The sequence below is a fragment of the Arthrobacter sp. BC5 genome (genome assembly GCF_056680255.1).
The window spans coordinates 2,447,993-2,462,440 of record NZ_CM155273.1; the positions used below are offsets into that span (position 1 = coordinate 2,447,993).

The window sequence follows — 14,448 nt, forward strand, 5'->3', positions numbered from 1 at the left end:
TAGTGACCTTACTTAAATCCCCGTCGAGGCCCCCCGGGCTCCCGGCCGCAGGCGCCGGAAGGGTCACTCGGAGGGCGCGGGCCGGGGCTCGACGCCGGCGAGATCGATCCGGTTGAAGACCTCGTTCATCACCGGGCTGACCGGGTACGTCGTCACGCGGGCGCTCATCGCGAGTGCAGAGATCGGGAAGGCGAGAGGGACGGCCGGGATCCTCTCCGAGATCCGCGAACTGATGTCCGCGTACGCGGCCGTGCGCTCCTCGCCCGCGGGCAGGCCACGTGCCCGGTTGATCTTGCTGAAGAGCTGCGGGTCCTCGTAGCCGAACTCGTCGCTGTAGCTGCCGAAGAGGGCGCCCACGAAGTTGTCCGGGTCCTGGTAGCTCCCGCTCCAGCCCAGGAGGTGGAAGGCCCGGTCGCCGGACGCCTGGACGGCGGCCACGTAGCCGTCGGCCCAGTCGATGGGTACGGGCTTGATGTTGAAGCCTGCCTCGGTCAGCTGCCGGCTGAGCTCCGCATAGGCCTTCTCAGGGGAGGGGAGGTAGGCCCGGGAGACAGTGCGCGGGTAATAGAAGGGAAGCTCGCGCCCGTCGTAGCCCGATTCCTCGAGCAGCTCCTTGGCGAGGTCGAGGTCGTACCCGTAGTCCGCCACCGTGTCGTTGCCCACGCCGAGCTTCTCCGGGATGAACTGGCGCGCCGGCTTGGTGCCCTGCAGGAACCGGCCCTCGATCAGGGTGTCCTTGTCCACCGCATGGGCGACGGCCTCGCGGAAGAGGATGTTGTCGACACCCGGGAACTCCTGGTTCATCCCGAGATACAGCACGGAGTACGGATCGCGCTGGAGGAACTGGAGTCCGTTGCGTGCGAGGTCCGCAGCGCTGTCCACGGAGACGAAGTCGTAGCCGTCGATCCGGCCCGAGGTGAGGGCACGTGCGCGGGAGTCGGCATTGGCGATCGTGGTGAAGATCACCCGGTCCACCTCGCCGCGCTCGCCCCAGTAACCGTCGAAGGACTTCAGTTCGACGGTGCCCGGCTCCCAGGAGACGAGTTCGAAGGGACCGGTTCCCACCGGTGCCCGGCCGAGGTCCTGCCATGCTCCGGGTGCGAGGGCCGCGGGAGAAGACATGGCGAAGGCGGGGGCGCCGAGTGCCGGGACCAGTCCGGTGATCCTGCCACTGAGCCGCACGACGACGGTGTACTGCTCCGTCGCCGCGCAGCCTCCGTACAGGCTCACGTCGGGCCGGTCGGAATACGCCTTGAACACGTTCTCGAAGGGAAGGCGGGACGTGCCGTCCCGTACTTCGACGGGGGTGGTGTACCAGCGGTCGAAGTTGGCGCAGACGGCTGCGGCATCGAACGGCTCGCCGTCGTGGAAGACGACGTCCTGCCGGAGCGTGAACTCGTAGGCACGCCCGTCGTCCTGCTCCCGCCATGACTCGGCGAGCAGGGCGGTCGGCTCGGAGGTGAGGGGATCGACGCCCACGAGCCCCTGCATCATCTGCTGCGTCACGCGGTAGGACTCGGTGTCGTTGGCGAGCGCCGGGTCCAGGGTGCGGGGATCGGAGGCGGTGCCGAAGGTGAAGGTGGACAGGTCGGTGGACGCGGCGGCCGCCGACGTCGTCGCCGTCGGTTGCGGTGGTGCGACCTCGCCCGTGGTGCAGGAGACGAGCGACACCGCCGATGCGAGCACTGCTGCCAGCGCGATCCTGCCGCGTGCCCCGCGTCCGTTGCGGGTGTTGCGCGCGGCAGGGGTCTTCACAGGTTCGATCTCCGAGAGGCAGGGGGAGCCCGGTCCGTAGGATCCCGGGTGTCTGGAATGCCCAAGTCTAGGCGATGGCCGTGAACGTTCCATGGAGGAACGCGCCATGCCCGGAGACAGGAACGGACCCTCCACCCCGAAGGGGGAGGGTCCGTCCGTGGTCCCTGGAACACGTTAGAGGACTGAACCAGGGAGGTCAGGTGTCCTCAGCCCGCTGCGGGGGGCATCATGACGGTGTCGATGAGGTAGACGACGGCGTTGGCGGTCTGGACGCCGCCGCAGATCACGTTGGCGTCGTTGACCATGAGTTCCTGGCCGGATCCGGTGACCTCCAGGGTGGCGCCCTGGACGGTGGTCTGGGTGGTGCCCTCGAGTTCGGCGGGCTGGATCTTGCCGGGGACGACGTGGTAGGTGAGGATGCTGCTGAGGCCCTCGGTGTCGGTCTTGAGTCCTTCGACGGCCTCGGCGGGCAGGGCGGCGAAGGCCTCGTCGACGGGTGCGAAGACGGTGAACTCGCCGCCGTTGAGGGTGTCGACGAGGTCGACGTCGGGGTTGATCCCGCCGGAGACGGCTGCGGTGAGCTGGGTGAGGATGGGGTTGTTGGAGGCGGCGGTGGCTACGGGGTCCAGGGCCATGCCGGCGACCGATCCTGCGCCGTCGGGGACCGTCTCGGCGTAGCCGGCGCAGCCGGGGCCGACGAGGTTGGCGGCGGGGTCCATCATGACGTCGGCCGACGCCGAGGGGCTCATGCTCTCGGACGCCTCGGGGGATGCCGACTCGCTGGCCATGCTGCTCTCGCTGGCCATGCTGCTCGGGGTGGCCTCGGACGCTGCTTCCTCGCCGCCTCCACAGGCTGCGAGACCGAACATCGAGACTGCTGCGATCCCGAGGATCGAGAGGTTCCTGCGCTTGGTGATTTCCATGAGATTTTCCTCCATAGATGGGACCCGGCGGGTGCCTGTGGTCAGTGGTTTCCGGTGAAACACATCGTGTCGATGTCTCACAGTTACTTCGGGCGCCCGGTGGGGGTGGATGGGTTGGATCTCCAGGAAAAATTCCGCCGCGTCTCCGAGGTCTTCATTCGTGACCTGGCCGTGACCTGCGGTGATGCAGCCGACAGCGGTTCAGGGCAGAGAAAAAGCCCCGCCGGGCCTCCGGGCCCGGCGGGGCTCCTCCACCCGTCCGACGACGGGTGCCGTGGTGCTCGTGGTGCGCAAGAGGGGACTTGAACCCCTACGTCCGAAGACACTGGAACCTAAATCCAGCGCGTCTGCCAATTCCGCCACTCGCGCTCGGATGCACCCGACCGGGTGCATCCTCGCTCTTCACTGTAGCGCCAAGGAACGGCGCGTTCGATCCCTACGTGTCGATGCCGAGATCCCGCCGCAGCTTCGCGACGTGGCCGGTGGCCCGCACGTTGTACTGGGCGAGCGCGACCTTCCCCTCCGCGTCGACGACGACGGTCGAGCGGATGAGGCCCTCGTAGGTCTTTCCGTAGTTCTTCTTCTCACCCCAGGCGCCGTACGCCTCGGCGACTGCATGGTCCTCGTCCGAGAGCAGCGGGAAGTTCAGGGCCTCCTGGTCCGCGAAGGCGGCGAGCTTGCGGACCGGGTCGGGGGAGATGCCCAGCACCCGGTAGCCGGCGCCGGCGAGTGAGGCCAGGTTGTCGCGGAAGTCGCAGGCCTCGGTGGTGCAGCCGGGAGTGGCCGCAGCCGGGTAGAAGTAGACCACCACCTTGCCTCCCCGGAGCGAGGACAGTGTCACGTCGCTGCCGTGGGCGTCCTTGAGCGTAAAGTCGGGGGCACTATCACCGGCGGCCAGTCGTTGCGACATGCATACTCCTGAGGATTCGTGGGACGGCCGGAAGGGCCCGCTGCGCGGCACTCCCCTTCCCGCCGGCCGGGGAGGACTCCTAGCCGGCCTAGCTATCATAGGAAAGATCCGACGCCGACGGCGGCAGCCGGTCTCCTAACCGAGAGGAAGTGCACTGTTCAATGCCCAACCTGGAGCAATGGCCCACGGGTCGACTGCTGACGACGGCGGCGCGTCTAGTCGAGCACGCCTGGAACGAGCGGCTGGTCGACATCGGGGTGACCCATGCAGGGGTCATCGCCCTCGGGGTCCTCGCGGACCAGGGCGCCATGACGCAGGCGAGCCTCGCGCAGATCGTGCGCGTGCAGGCCCAGACGATGGGCAAGACGCTTGCGCGGCTCGAGTCCCGGGGTCACGTGACGCGCGTGCGGAACGACCTCGACCGGCGCTCGCACATGGTCTCCATCTCGCCGGCCGGCCGGCAGGTCCTCGAGTCCGCGGATGACATCGAGCGCACGCTCGTCGCAGGAGGCGGCCTCGTCTCCGAGGAACTGCGGGCCCACCTCGAGACCGTCATCCGGGAGCTGGGCGCTCCCCGCTGGAACTGGGCGGCATCGAACGGTGTGTCCCAGGAGGGCGTCGCCGTCGACGGCACCGGTGCCTCCGGCCCCGCGGCCAGCGTGCCGAGCTGAGGCCAGAAGCCACCGTTCCGGGCACCGCGCGGCCCCCTGTCCCCGCGGCAGGGGGCTTCTGCGTGCCTGGCAGCACCCGACGGAGCGAATCGCACTACACCCGCCGGTAGGAGAAGGGAAGACTTCGGCGGGAAAGTGCCGGGGTGGCAAGAAGTGCTTGCGTACTAAGCATGCTGATGTTTTGTTGGGAGGCGTGAGTGTCCAACGCCTGACGGAGAACAGCATGCAGAGTACCGCCCTACCCCGACCGACCGACGGCGACCGCCGCGAACAACCCGCGGGCGCGTCCGTCGTCGGGCACGGGGCGGACGACAGGGCGTACCAGGAACGTCCCCTGAAGGCGGCGCTGCAGGACGATATCGCCCTGCGGCACATGGACATCGCGGAGTCGGTGGCGCGGTCGTTCGCGGCAACGGGCCCGGAGGCGTCCGACATCCGCCAGGTCGCGTACCTCGGGCTCATCAAGGCCGTGCAGCGGTTCAATCCCGCGCGGGGCATCGCCTTCGCCTCGTTCGCCGTCCCGACCATCAACGGCGAGATCAAGCGGTACCTGCGGGATTCGTGCTGGGTGGTCCGTCCGCCACGGGAGGTCCAGGACCTCCGGACCGAGATCGCCCGGACGGCGCCCGCCATGGCGCAGCGGCTCGGGCGCGAAGCGACCGCTCGCGAGCTGGGGCTCGAGCTGGGCTGGCCCGAGGAGAAGATCCTCGAAGCGCAGGCCTCCCACTCCAGCCTTCGCCCCGATTCCCTCGACGCGCCGTTCGAAGGCCGCAGCTGGGCCGACACCCTGGCCAGCGACTCCAACGGCATGGAGCGCAGCGACGACATGATCTCCCTGCGCAGTGCCGTCAACGAACTCGACAGCAGCGAGAAGGAACTCCTCTACCGCCGCTACTTCATGGAGCAGACCCAGCAGGGGATCGGCGACGAGCTCGGCATGTCCCAGATGCAGGTGTCCAGGACGCTTGCCCGGATCCTGGTCAAGCTGCAGAAGCGGCTCCTCGGTGCGCCTGCCGGGCAGGACCAGCGCTCCGCGCGGTCGAGCATCGCCTGATCAGCTGCGCCCGCTGAACCTCGGGCCGGCCCCCGCGCGGGGTCCGGCAGGCCTCCGGCGCGCCTAGGAGATGCCGTGGTCCGCCGCTGCGGCCAGCACCTGATCCACCGTCACGGCCAGGAGGGCCGGATCCGGGGTGGGGGAGAACGTCTCGCCGACGCGCAGCGATGCGTCCGTCAGGACGGTGTGCGGTCCGGGCGGCGGCCCCCACGACGACACCGGTGCCGGCCCGAAGAGGATGACCGAAGGCCTCGCGTAGGCCGACGCGAGGTGGGCGGCCCCCGTGTCCGCGGAGATCACGAGGGACGCATCCGCGATCAGTCGGGCGAAGCGGTCGAGTGGGAGGTTCCCCGCCGCGACGGACTCCTCGGACAGCCCGGCGGCGTCGGCGACCGCGAGAGCACGGGGGCGTTCCTTCCCGCTGCCCGTGAACACGACCCGATGACCGGCCGCGGCCAGGGAACGCGCCACGGCCGCGAACCGCTCCACGGGCCACAGGCGGCTGCCATAGGCTGCTCCGACATGGACGACGACGGCACCAGGGGCGTGGCTCTCGCCGTCGGGCACCCGCAGGCGGCAGTCCAGCGGATCGGCAGGGATGCCGTGCCAGCTGACGAGCGAGGCCCAGCGCTCGCGTTCGAGGGCGTCGTTGTCCCACTCCGGGCCTTCCCAGCCCGGCGAGCGGTGGCCCAGAAGGCGTCTCGCGCCGATCTCCTCGAGGCGGCCCCTGCTCTCGGCCCCGTTCCCGTGCAGGTTCACGGCCAGGTCGATCCGCCCGTGCTCGATCGGCAGGGGATCGTCGAGCCCGTGGGTGGGCAGGAGGTCGTCGACCGCGTCGGTCAGCCCGATGATGGGCCGGAGCCACTCCTGTGCGGCGTAGAGGATGCGGTGGTCCGGGAAGGCCCGGCGCAGTCCCTTGAGCGCCGGCACCGCCACGAGGAGGTCGCCGAGCTTGAGCGCCCGCAGGGCCAGGATCTCGGGGCGTCCGTCCGGGGCGGGAGTCGATGCGGGGATCTGGTGGGCGCTCGCGGCGCTGGTGCCCTCGGAAGTCATGCGAATCATCCTGCCAGAGGATCGGCCGCCGCCCGTCGCACGCTGCCGTCGGCGGCCCGTCCGGGGTGCGGGCGGGCCGGCCGGAGAAGAAGTTCGGCGCAAAGTGTTTAGTACTGCTTCTTCTCGGGAACTAAGCCTGTATGCATACTTCGGCCGGACGTCCACGGACAGCCCCCCGGGCGGTCCTGTTCGACCGCGACGGGACCATCGTCGTGGACGTCCCCTACAACGGCGACCCTTCCCTCGTGCAGCCCATGCCCGGGGCCCGCGAGGTCCTCGACGGACTGCGCTCACGCGGTATCCCCGTCGGCGTGGTCACCAACCAGTCCGGGATCGCGCGGGGCTTCGTCACGCGGGAGCAGGTCGACGCCGTCAACGCGCGCGTCGAGGAACTGCTCGGGCCGTTCGACGTGTGGGAGATCTGCCCCCACGGTGCCGACGACGGCTGCCCGTGCCGCAAACCGGCGCCCGGCATGGTCCTCTCGGCCAGCGCGCGCCTGGACCTCGAGCCGTCCGAGGTCGCCGTGATCGGGGACATCGGAGCCGACATGGGCGCCGCTGCCGCCGCAGGTGCCCGGGCCGTCCTGGTGCCGACGGACATCACGCTCGGGGAGGAGATCCGCTCGGCTCCGGCCGTCGCCGCGGATCTCGCCGGAGCCGTCGCCTCGCTGTGGTCGGAGGGCCCGTGAGGCGCCGCGTCCTCGTCGCCCGCCTCGACAGCGCCGGCGACGTCCTGCTGGCCGGACCGGCCGTCCGCGCCATCGCTGCGGGGGACCACGGGGATTCTCCGAACGACGTCGTCATGCTGTGCGGGCCGCAGGGCGCCGCGGCGGCCCGCCTGCTGCCCGGCGTCGTCGACGTCCTCACCTGGTCCGCGCCCTGGATCATCGATCCCGCCCCCGAGCCCACGCCCGAGCTGGTGCGCGAGCTGCACGACGGCGTGGTGGCCCTCGGGGTCGACGAGGCGGTTCTCCTGACCTCCTTCCACCAGTCGCCGCTGCCGCTCGCGCTGCTGCTCCGGCTCGCCGGGATACGCCGGATCGCCGGGGCCTCCGTCGACTACGCCGGTTCGCTCCTCGACGTCCGCCTCAAGCCGGGGGAGGACTTCCCCGAGGACCAGCCGGAGGCCGAACGCGCGCTCGGTATCGCGGAGGCCGCCGGCTACGCGCTGCCGCCCGGCGACGACGGCAGGCTCCAGGTCGCCGACCTCACGGACGCCGCGGACCTGGTGGGCAGGGGCCCGTACGTCGTGGTCCACCCGGGCGCCTCCGTGCCCGCCCGCGCCTGGCCGCCCCTGCACCACGCGGCCGCCGTCGAACTCCTCACCGCGGCCGGATTCCGAGTCGTCGTCACGGGAGGACCGAACGAGACGGACCTGACCTCGACTGTCGCCGGTCCCGAGGCCCTGGACCTCGGCGGTAGGACCGACCTCGCCACGCTGGGATCCGTCCTCGCCGGAGCATCCGTGGTCATCACCGGCAACACCGGCCCGGCGCACCTCGCGGCGGCCGTCGGCACGCCCGTGGTGTGCCTGTTCTCGCCCGTGGTGCCGGCCATCCGCTGGGCACCGTACCGCGTGCCGGTGGAACTGCTCGGTGACCAGAACGCCGCGTGTGCCCTCAGCCGCGCGCGCATCTGCCCGGTCCAGGGCCATCCGTGCCTGTCCAACGTCTCCCCGGAGGACGTCGTCGACGCCGTCCTCCGCCTCGGTTCCGGAATATCGTCACTCGGCTCACGCCGCAGCATCGGCCGCTCCGACGGCCGCAGAACAACGAGGGGGAACCGATGAGGATCCTGTTATGGCACGTCCACGGCGGCTGGACCGACGCCTTCGTGCGCGGGGCACACACCTACGTGCTGCCCACCACGCCCGACGGCGGCGCGTGGGGCCTCGGCCGGGCCGGGCGTGACTGGCCGGCGTCCGTCGTCGAAGTGGCGCCGGAGGACCTGGCGGATGCGGACATCGACGTCGTCGTCCTGCAGAGGGTCGAGGAGATCGCCGAGTGCGAGCGGCTCCTGGGGCGCACGCCCGGCCGTGACCTGCCGGCGGTGTTCCTCGAGCACAACACCCCGCGGCGTGACATCGTGGGCACCGTCCATCCCCTGGCCGGCCAGGCGGACATCCCTGTCCTCCACGTCACCCACTTCAACGAGCTCTTCTGGGACAACGGTGGTGCGAGGACGACGGTCATCGAGCACGGCATCGTCGACCCGGGCTACCTCTACACCGGGGAGCTGGAACAGCTCGCCGCGGTGATCAACGAGCCCGTCCGCCGCGGCCGGATCACCGGGACCGACCTGCTGCCGCGCTTCGCCGGTGTGGCACCGCTCGAGGTGTTCGGCATGGGGACGGACCGGCTCGCCGACGCGCTGGATCTCGGACCCGGAGAACTGCGCATCGGCGGGGACCTCCCCATGGCCGAACTCCATGCCCGGCTCGGGCGCTCGCGGGCCTACGTCCACCCCCTGCGCTGGACCTCCCTCGGGCTCTCGCTCCTCGAGGCCATGCATGTCGGGCTTCCCGTCCTGGCGCTCGCGACGACGGAGGCGGCACGCGCGGTCCCCGCGGAGGCCGGGGCCATCTCGACCAGCATCGACGACCTCGTACGGATGGCAGCACGCCTCATCGACGATCCGGACGAAGCCCGGACACGGGGACTGGCCGCACGGGAAGCGGCACTCGCACGGTACGGGCTCGCCCGGTTCCTCTCCGACTGGGACGACGTCCTGGAGCAGGAACCGATGCGTCACCGTGTCCTGGCGGCTACAGAAAGGAAAGCGCAGTGAGGATATCCATGGTGTCTGAGCATGCAAGCCCGCTCGCGGCCCTGGGGGGAGTCGACGCCGGCGGACAGAACGTCCACGTCGCCGAACTGTCCCTCGCGCTCGCCCGGCGGGGACACGAGGTCACGGTGTACACGCGGCGTGACGATCCCGCCCTGCCGGACCGCGTGCGGACCGACCCCCGGCTGGAGGTCGTGCACGTCACCGCAGGGCCCGTCCGCAGCGTCCCGAAGGATCTGCTGCTGCCGTACATGGGCGAATTCGCCGAGGGCATCGTCGAGGACTGGGGCCAGGACGCTCCGGATATCGTGCACGGCCATTTCTGGATGTCGGGTATCGCGGCGCTCGACGCCGCCCGACAGTCACGGAGCGCGGGTCGTCCCGTGCAGGTCGTCCAGACCTTCCACGCGCTCGGCACCGTGAAGCGGCGCCACCAGGGTACGGAGGACACCAGCCCGTCCGAGCGGCTCATGCTGGAGGCGATGGTGGGGCGGGGCGCGGACCGGATCGTCGCGACCTGCTCCGACGAGGTGTTCGAGCTCAAGGCGATGGGCGTCCCGGGTAGCCGCGTCTCGATCGCCCCCTGCGGCGTCGACCTCGAGCTGTTCACGCCCAGGGGGCCCGTGGAGGACCGCGGCCGCGCGCACCGCATCGTGAGCGTCGGCCGGCTCGTGCCCCGCAAGGGCATGGACCTCGCCATCCGCGCCCTGCGTGAGCTCGCCGAGCGTGGGCAGGACGACGTCGAACTCGTCATCGTGGGCGGTGCAGGCAAGTCGACGGGGCTCGAGGACGACCCCGAGGCGCAGCGCCTCCGCGCTCTGGCCGCCGAGCTCGGTGTCGGCGACCGCGTGGTCCTGCGGGGGCAGGTGTCCCGGGCGGAGATGCCCGCCGTCCTCCGCAGTGCCGACGCCGTCATCTGCGCACCGTGGTACGAGCCGTTCGGGATCGTCCCGCTCGAGGCCATGGCCTGCGGCGTCCCCGTGGTCGCCGCCGCCGTCGGCGGCCTCGTCGACACCGTGGTGGACGGTAAGACCGGGCTCCACGTCCCGCCCCAGGACCCGGCGGCCATCGCCGTGGCCGTCGCCGAGATGCTGGCGGACCCCGGATGGGCACGCGAACTCGGCGACAACGGCTACCGCCGCGTGAAGGCCCGGTACTCGTGGAGCAGGATCGCCGCCGACACGGAGAGGGCCTACCAGACGGCCCTGAACGCGGCAGCGCCGGCACAACCGGCCACGGCGCGGCGGAGCGCCGCGCGTCGACTCGAAAGCACGGGAGGCAGGGCACTGTGACCACACACATCTCCGACGTACCAGCGGACACACTCATGGGCGCCGCGGCTGCAGTCCCGCCGGCCGGGGGCAGGACCCCGGGCGGCCTGGACCAGGTCCAGACGGACTCGCGGCGGCTCGTGACGGACCATCTGCGCGCCGTCACCCCGGCCATCGAGTCCCTCCTCCAGAATGTCGGCACCCTCGCCGGCTGGGGGGTGGAGATGGCCGATCGCCTGCTGGCCGGCCAGCGCCTCCTCGCCGCAGGCAACGGAGGCTCGGCCGCCGAGGCGCAGCACCTCACCGCCGAACTCGTGGGCCGCTTCGACGGCGAACGCGAACCGTTCTCCGCGATCTCCCTCCACGCCGAGAGCTCCGCGGTCACGGCGATCGCCAACGACTACGGCTTCGACCGGATGTTCGCCCGCCAGGTGAGCGCCCACGGCCGGCAGGGAGACATCCTCGTGCTCCTGAGCACGAGCGGGAAGAGTCCGAACCTGCTGCACGCGGTGGACGCTGCGCGCGACGCCGGGATCACCACCTGGGCGCTCACCGGGGCAGGACCGAATCCGCTGACCGAGCGCGTCGACGACTTCGTGGCGATCGACGCGAAGTCCGCCAACGCCCAGGAGGGGCACCTGATCGCACTCCACGCGATCTGCCGGGCCTTCGATGCCGAAGTGCACCGCCGCCGCCAGGAGGAGAAGCGATGAGGATCGTGGTGGTCGGGGACGTCCTGCTCGATACGGACCTGTCCGGCGGTGCCGGTCGGCTCTCGCCCGATGCACCCGTGCCCGTCGTCGACGTCGACGCCGTCCGGCGCCGAGCCGGCGGCGCGGGCCTCGTGGCCCGCATGCTGCAGTCCGACGGCCACGACGCCGTCCTCGTGACCGTCCTCGGCGAGGACGACGCCGCCGGTCTGCTGCGCGCAGAGCTCGAGGGCATCACCGTCGTCGCCGGGCCCTCGGGCGCCCCGACGCCGGTGAAGACCCGGGTGCGAGCCTCAGGTCAGCCGGTGGTGCGCTTCGACGAAGGATGCGCCAAGCCGCCCGTACCCGGCTGCACCGAGGAGATGCTGGCCGCACTCGGCGGTGCCGACGCGATCATCGCAGCCGACTACGGCCGCGGACTGCTCGCCAACGGGGAGCTGCGCACCCGGCTGGAATCCCTCACCGGGTCCACCCCGGTGGTCTGGGATCCGCACCCCTCGGGCGCGCAGCCCGTCCCGGGCGTCGCCGCGGTGACCCCGAACATCGGCGAGGCCCTCCGCTTCGCGGACGTGCAGGGGACCGGGACGCAGGCCGCTGCGGCTGCCGCCGACGTCCTGCTGGAGGCCTGGGGGAGCCGGGCCGTGCTCGTCACGATGGGCGAGCACGGCGCCCTCGTCGCTGCTGCCGGGCTCCTGCCCCAGGTGGTGCCCGCACCCCGCGTGAGCGCCTCCGATCCCTGCGGCGCGGGCGACCGCTTCGCCTCCGCGCTCGCCGTCGGACTCGCGGAGGGGGCCACGATCGACGCCGCCGCGCAGCAGGCGACGGACTCCGCAGCGAACTTCCTCGGCTCCGGTGGCGTGAGCGCCATGGGCGACCGGCGGGAGGATGCGCCGCAGCAGCTGCCCGTCGACGGCCTCGATGCCCTCAACGTCGCGCGCCGGACGCGCGAAGCGGGCGGGACGGTCGTCGCCACCGGCGGGTGCTTCGACCTCCTCCATGCCGGCCACGCTCGGACGCTCGCTGCCGCGCGCCAACTCGGCGACTGCCTGATCGTCTGCCTCAATTCCGACGAGTCGGTGCGGGCGCTCAAGGGCGAGAGCCGGCCCATCATCAAGCAGGAGGACCGCGCCGAACTGCTCTCCGCCCTCGAGTGCGTCGACGCCGTGCTCATCTTCGGCGAGTCGACGCCGGAGAACGCCATCTCCCGCCTGCAGCCGGACATCTGGGTGAAGGGCGGCGACTACGCGGCGGAGGACCTCCCGGAAGCCGCACTCGTGAGCAGCTGGGGTGGCCGGACCGTCACGGTCCCCTACATCCCGGCCCGCTCCACCACGAAACTTGCAGCCGCGCTCGCACGTGTCGGCTGACGGGCTGCAGATCCGTGCCCGGCCCATCCCGACGGCCGTGCACAAGCAACGAAAGGAACGAACATGACCGAGAACGCAACGACCACCGCAGGAACCCCCGGCTTCAACCCGGGCCGCGTCCTGGTGACCGGCGGAGGCTCCGGCCTCGGCGCGGCCATCGTGCAGGGCGTGATCGCCGCGGGAGGCACCCCCGTGGTGCTCGACCGCGACATCAGCCGCGTGACAGGCGTCAAGGCCTTCGAGGTCGACGTCGCCGACCGGGAGGCCGTGGAGGCGGCGGTCCGCGAGGCGGCCGAGATGATGGACGGCCTGGACGCCGTCGTCACCGCTGCCGGCATCGACCGGTGCGGAGCGCTCGACACGGTGCCCGCCGACCAGTGGGAGAAGGTGATCGGCGTGAACCTCATGGGCACCGCATCGACCGCCCGTGCCGCGCTGCCGTACCTGAAGAAGACGCACGGCCGGGTGGTCACGATCGCCTCGACGCTGGGCATCAAGGCCGTCGGCGACGCGACGGCCTACTGCGCCTCCAAGTTCGGGGTCATGGGCTTCTCGCAGGCCCTGGCCGCCGAGACGACCGGCCAGATCGGCGTCACGACGATCATCCCCGGAGGCATGAAGACGCGGTTCTTCGACGACCGCGACGAGCAGTACAAGCCGCAGGACGATTCACGCCTCAACGACCCCGAGCGCGTCGCCGAGGCGATCCTCTTCGCGCTGTCGCAGCCCAAGAGCTGCGAGATCCGCGAGATGGTCATCGCCCACGCAGAAGAAGGCTCGTGGCCCTGAGTTCCGCCACGTCCGCGTAGACGGCGTCGGGCTGGACGGTAGCGACGAACGAGTCATCGTGCTCACAGCGTTCCGCCGTCCAGCCCACCTGCGTGACGTCCACCCCGCACACGGGGCAGTTCGTCACCCACGAGAAGTGCACGCGGTGGAGCGTCCGTCCCATCGCCCCCGCGTTGATGACATTGCCGATCCAGTAGACGCCCACCGTCGGCGTACCGACGGCCTGGGCGAGGTGCCGGGGGCCGCTGTCGTTGCCGACCATCACGGCGCTGCGGTCCAGGACCCCCGTCAGCTCGCCGAGGGTCAGCCGGCCGGCGAGCGACCGGACGTCCGCCGTCGGATCCCGCTCGAGCGCCAGGCGCACGATCTCCTCGGCCGCCGGGACGTCCGTCGGGTCCCCGACCACCACCACCTCGCAGCCCTCCGCGGCGGCACGCACCGCGACCTCGGCGAACGACGACGACGGCCACCGGCGGCGCGGGTCCGTGGCACCGGGGTGCAGTGCCACCAGCGGGCCCCCTCGCGTCAGCTGCGCCGCGCTGTCGGCTTCCGCGGGCAGCACCTGCACCCGGGGCTCCAGATCGACCGGCACGGCCCCGGCCAGCCCCACGACCTCCAGGGCACGGAACACCTCGTGCTGGTAGTAGACGTAGGGAATGGTGCGCTCGAGTGCGACGGCGTCGGGAGTGCGGGTGCCGACGGTGTGGCGGGCCCCGAGCCGCAGGAGGAACGGATTGGAATTGCGGCCGCCGCCGTGCAGCTGGACGGCGAGGTCGAAGGACCCCCGGATGCCGGCGAAGAACCGCTCGACGGCCCCCGGATCCTCGTCGCCGGGGCGGACGCCGGGGGAGACGGGCAGTTCCAGCACGGCGGACACCGGCCCTGGCCTGCCGGTGAGCAGTGCGGCGTGCCCGGGCATGCCCAGGAGCGTGATCTCCGCCTCCGGGTACCGGTGCTTCAGCGCGGCGATGGCCGGCAGGGCGAACATGAGGTCACCGAGGCCGCCTCCGCGCAGGACGGCGATCCGGCGGATGTCCTCGAACGGTGCGAGCACGGGTCCCACGGACCGTGCCGTGTCCTGTCGCCCGCCGAAATCCGCCGTCGTGTCCTGCTGCATGGAGTCCTTCCCCGTTCCTGTCCCTGATGACCGTCCAGTGCCGC

14 protein-coding genes and 1 tRNA gene are annotated in these 14,448 nt (G+C 71.3%); 9 read left to right on the forward strand and 6 right to left on the reverse strand.

Annotated elements, in window-relative coordinates:
* Nucleotides 1-63: 63 nt before the first annotated feature.
* The 4 genes from AC1MFI_RS11355 to bcp all read right to left on the reverse strand — a co-directional run bounded on the left by AC1MFI_RS11355 (nt 64) and on the right by bcp (nt 3,588).
* Entirely contained in the window at nt 64-1,755 is a 1,692-nt protein-coding gene (locus AC1MFI_RS11355) for an ABC transporter substrate-binding protein (protein ID WP_479816960.1), read from the reverse strand.
* Between the two features lie 206 nt (nt 1,756-1,961).
* Entirely contained in the window at nt 1,962-2,678 is a 717-nt protein-coding gene (locus AC1MFI_RS11360; protein WP_479816962.1) for a fasciclin domain-containing protein, read from the reverse strand.
* Nucleotides 2,679-2,962: 284 nt separating this feature from the next.
* Nucleotides 2,963-3,047: transfer RNA gene (locus AC1MFI_RS11365), tRNA-Leu, on the reverse strand.
* A gap of 67 nt (nt 3,048-3,114) precedes the next feature.
* Complete coding sequence (gene bcp / locus AC1MFI_RS11370) at nt 3,115-3,588, reverse strand: thioredoxin-dependent thiol peroxidase (protein WP_479816964.1); 474 nt, start codon at nt 3,586-3,588, stop codon at nt 3,115-3,117.
* Nucleotides 3,589-3,749: 161 nt separating this feature from the next.
* On the opposite strand from bcp, the gene AC1MFI_RS11375 reads away from it, so the two are divergent.
* Nucleotides 3,750-4,259, forward strand: a complete 510-nt coding sequence (locus AC1MFI_RS11375; protein WP_479816966.1) for a MarR family winged helix-turn-helix transcriptional regulator — start codon at nt 3,750-3,752, stop codon at nt 4,257-4,259.
* A 223-nt stretch (nt 4,260-4,482) separates the two neighbouring features.
* Nucleotides 4,483-5,313, forward strand: a complete 831-nt coding sequence (locus tag AC1MFI_RS11380) for a sigma-70 family RNA polymerase sigma factor (RefSeq protein WP_479816968.1) — start codon at nt 4,483-4,485, stop codon at nt 5,311-5,313.
* 63 nt (nt 5,314-5,376) lie between these two features.
* Here the strand turns inward: AC1MFI_RS11380 and AC1MFI_RS11385 are convergent, their stop codons facing one another.
* Nucleotides 5,377-6,366 (reverse strand): glycosyltransferase family 9 protein, encoded by a 990-nt coding sequence (locus AC1MFI_RS11385; RefSeq protein WP_479816970.1) that lies wholly within the window; start codon nt 6,364-6,366, stop codon nt 5,377-5,379.
* Between the two features lie 140 nt (nt 6,367-6,506).
* Here AC1MFI_RS11385 and AC1MFI_RS11390 point away from each other — a divergent pair, with 140 nt between their 5' ends.
* From AC1MFI_RS11390 to AC1MFI_RS11420, 7 genes are all read left to right on the forward strand, one after another.
* A complete protein-coding gene (locus AC1MFI_RS11390; protein WP_479816972.1) occupies nt 6,507-7,055 on the forward strand; it encodes a D-glycero-alpha-D-manno-heptose-1,7-bisphosphate 7-phosphatase in 549 nt (182 codons plus the stop codon).
* Nucleotides 7,052-8,155, forward strand: a complete 1,104-nt coding sequence (locus AC1MFI_RS11395) for a glycosyltransferase family 9 protein (protein WP_479816974.1) — start codon at nt 7,052-7,054, stop codon at nt 8,153-8,155. The genes AC1MFI_RS11390 and AC1MFI_RS11395 overlap by 4 nt, the downstream gene beginning before the upstream one ends.
* A complete protein-coding gene (locus AC1MFI_RS11400) occupies nt 8,152-9,153 on the forward strand; it encodes a glycosyltransferase (RefSeq protein WP_479816976.1) in 1,002 nt (333 codons plus the stop codon). Before AC1MFI_RS11395 ends, AC1MFI_RS11400 begins: the two co-directional genes overlap by 4 nt.
* Entirely contained in the window at nt 9,150-10,442 is a 1,293-nt protein-coding gene (locus tag AC1MFI_RS11405) for a glycosyltransferase (RefSeq protein WP_479816978.1), read from the forward strand. Before AC1MFI_RS11400 ends, AC1MFI_RS11405 begins: the two co-directional genes overlap by 4 nt.
* A complete protein-coding gene (locus AC1MFI_RS11410; RefSeq protein ID WP_479816980.1) occupies nt 10,439-11,134 on the forward strand; it encodes a D-sedoheptulose-7-phosphate isomerase in 696 nt (231 codons plus the stop codon). Before AC1MFI_RS11405 ends, AC1MFI_RS11410 begins: the two co-directional genes overlap by 4 nt.
* The gene (gene rfaE2 / locus AC1MFI_RS11415; RefSeq protein WP_479816982.1) at nt 11,131-12,498 is read left to right on the forward strand and encodes a D-glycero-beta-D-manno-heptose 1-phosphate adenylyltransferase; all 1,368 of its coding nucleotides are present in this window, start codon (nt 11,131-11,133) and stop codon (nt 12,496-12,498) included. Before AC1MFI_RS11410 ends, rfaE2 begins: the two co-directional genes overlap by 4 nt.
* 63 nt (nt 12,499-12,561) lie before the next feature.
* Nucleotides 12,562-13,287: an SDR family oxidoreductase gene (locus tag AC1MFI_RS11420; protein WP_479816984.1), complete on the forward strand. Its 726-nt coding sequence runs from the start codon at nt 12,562-12,564 to the stop codon at nt 13,285-13,287.
* Here the strand turns inward: AC1MFI_RS11420 and AC1MFI_RS11425 are convergent.
* A complete protein-coding gene (locus AC1MFI_RS11425) occupies nt 13,253-14,404 on the reverse strand; it encodes a glycosyltransferase family 9 protein (protein ID WP_479816986.1) in 1,152 nt (383 codons plus the stop codon). The genes AC1MFI_RS11420 and AC1MFI_RS11425 overlap by 35 nt on opposite strands.
* Nucleotides 14,405-14,448: the final 44 nt, after the last annotated feature.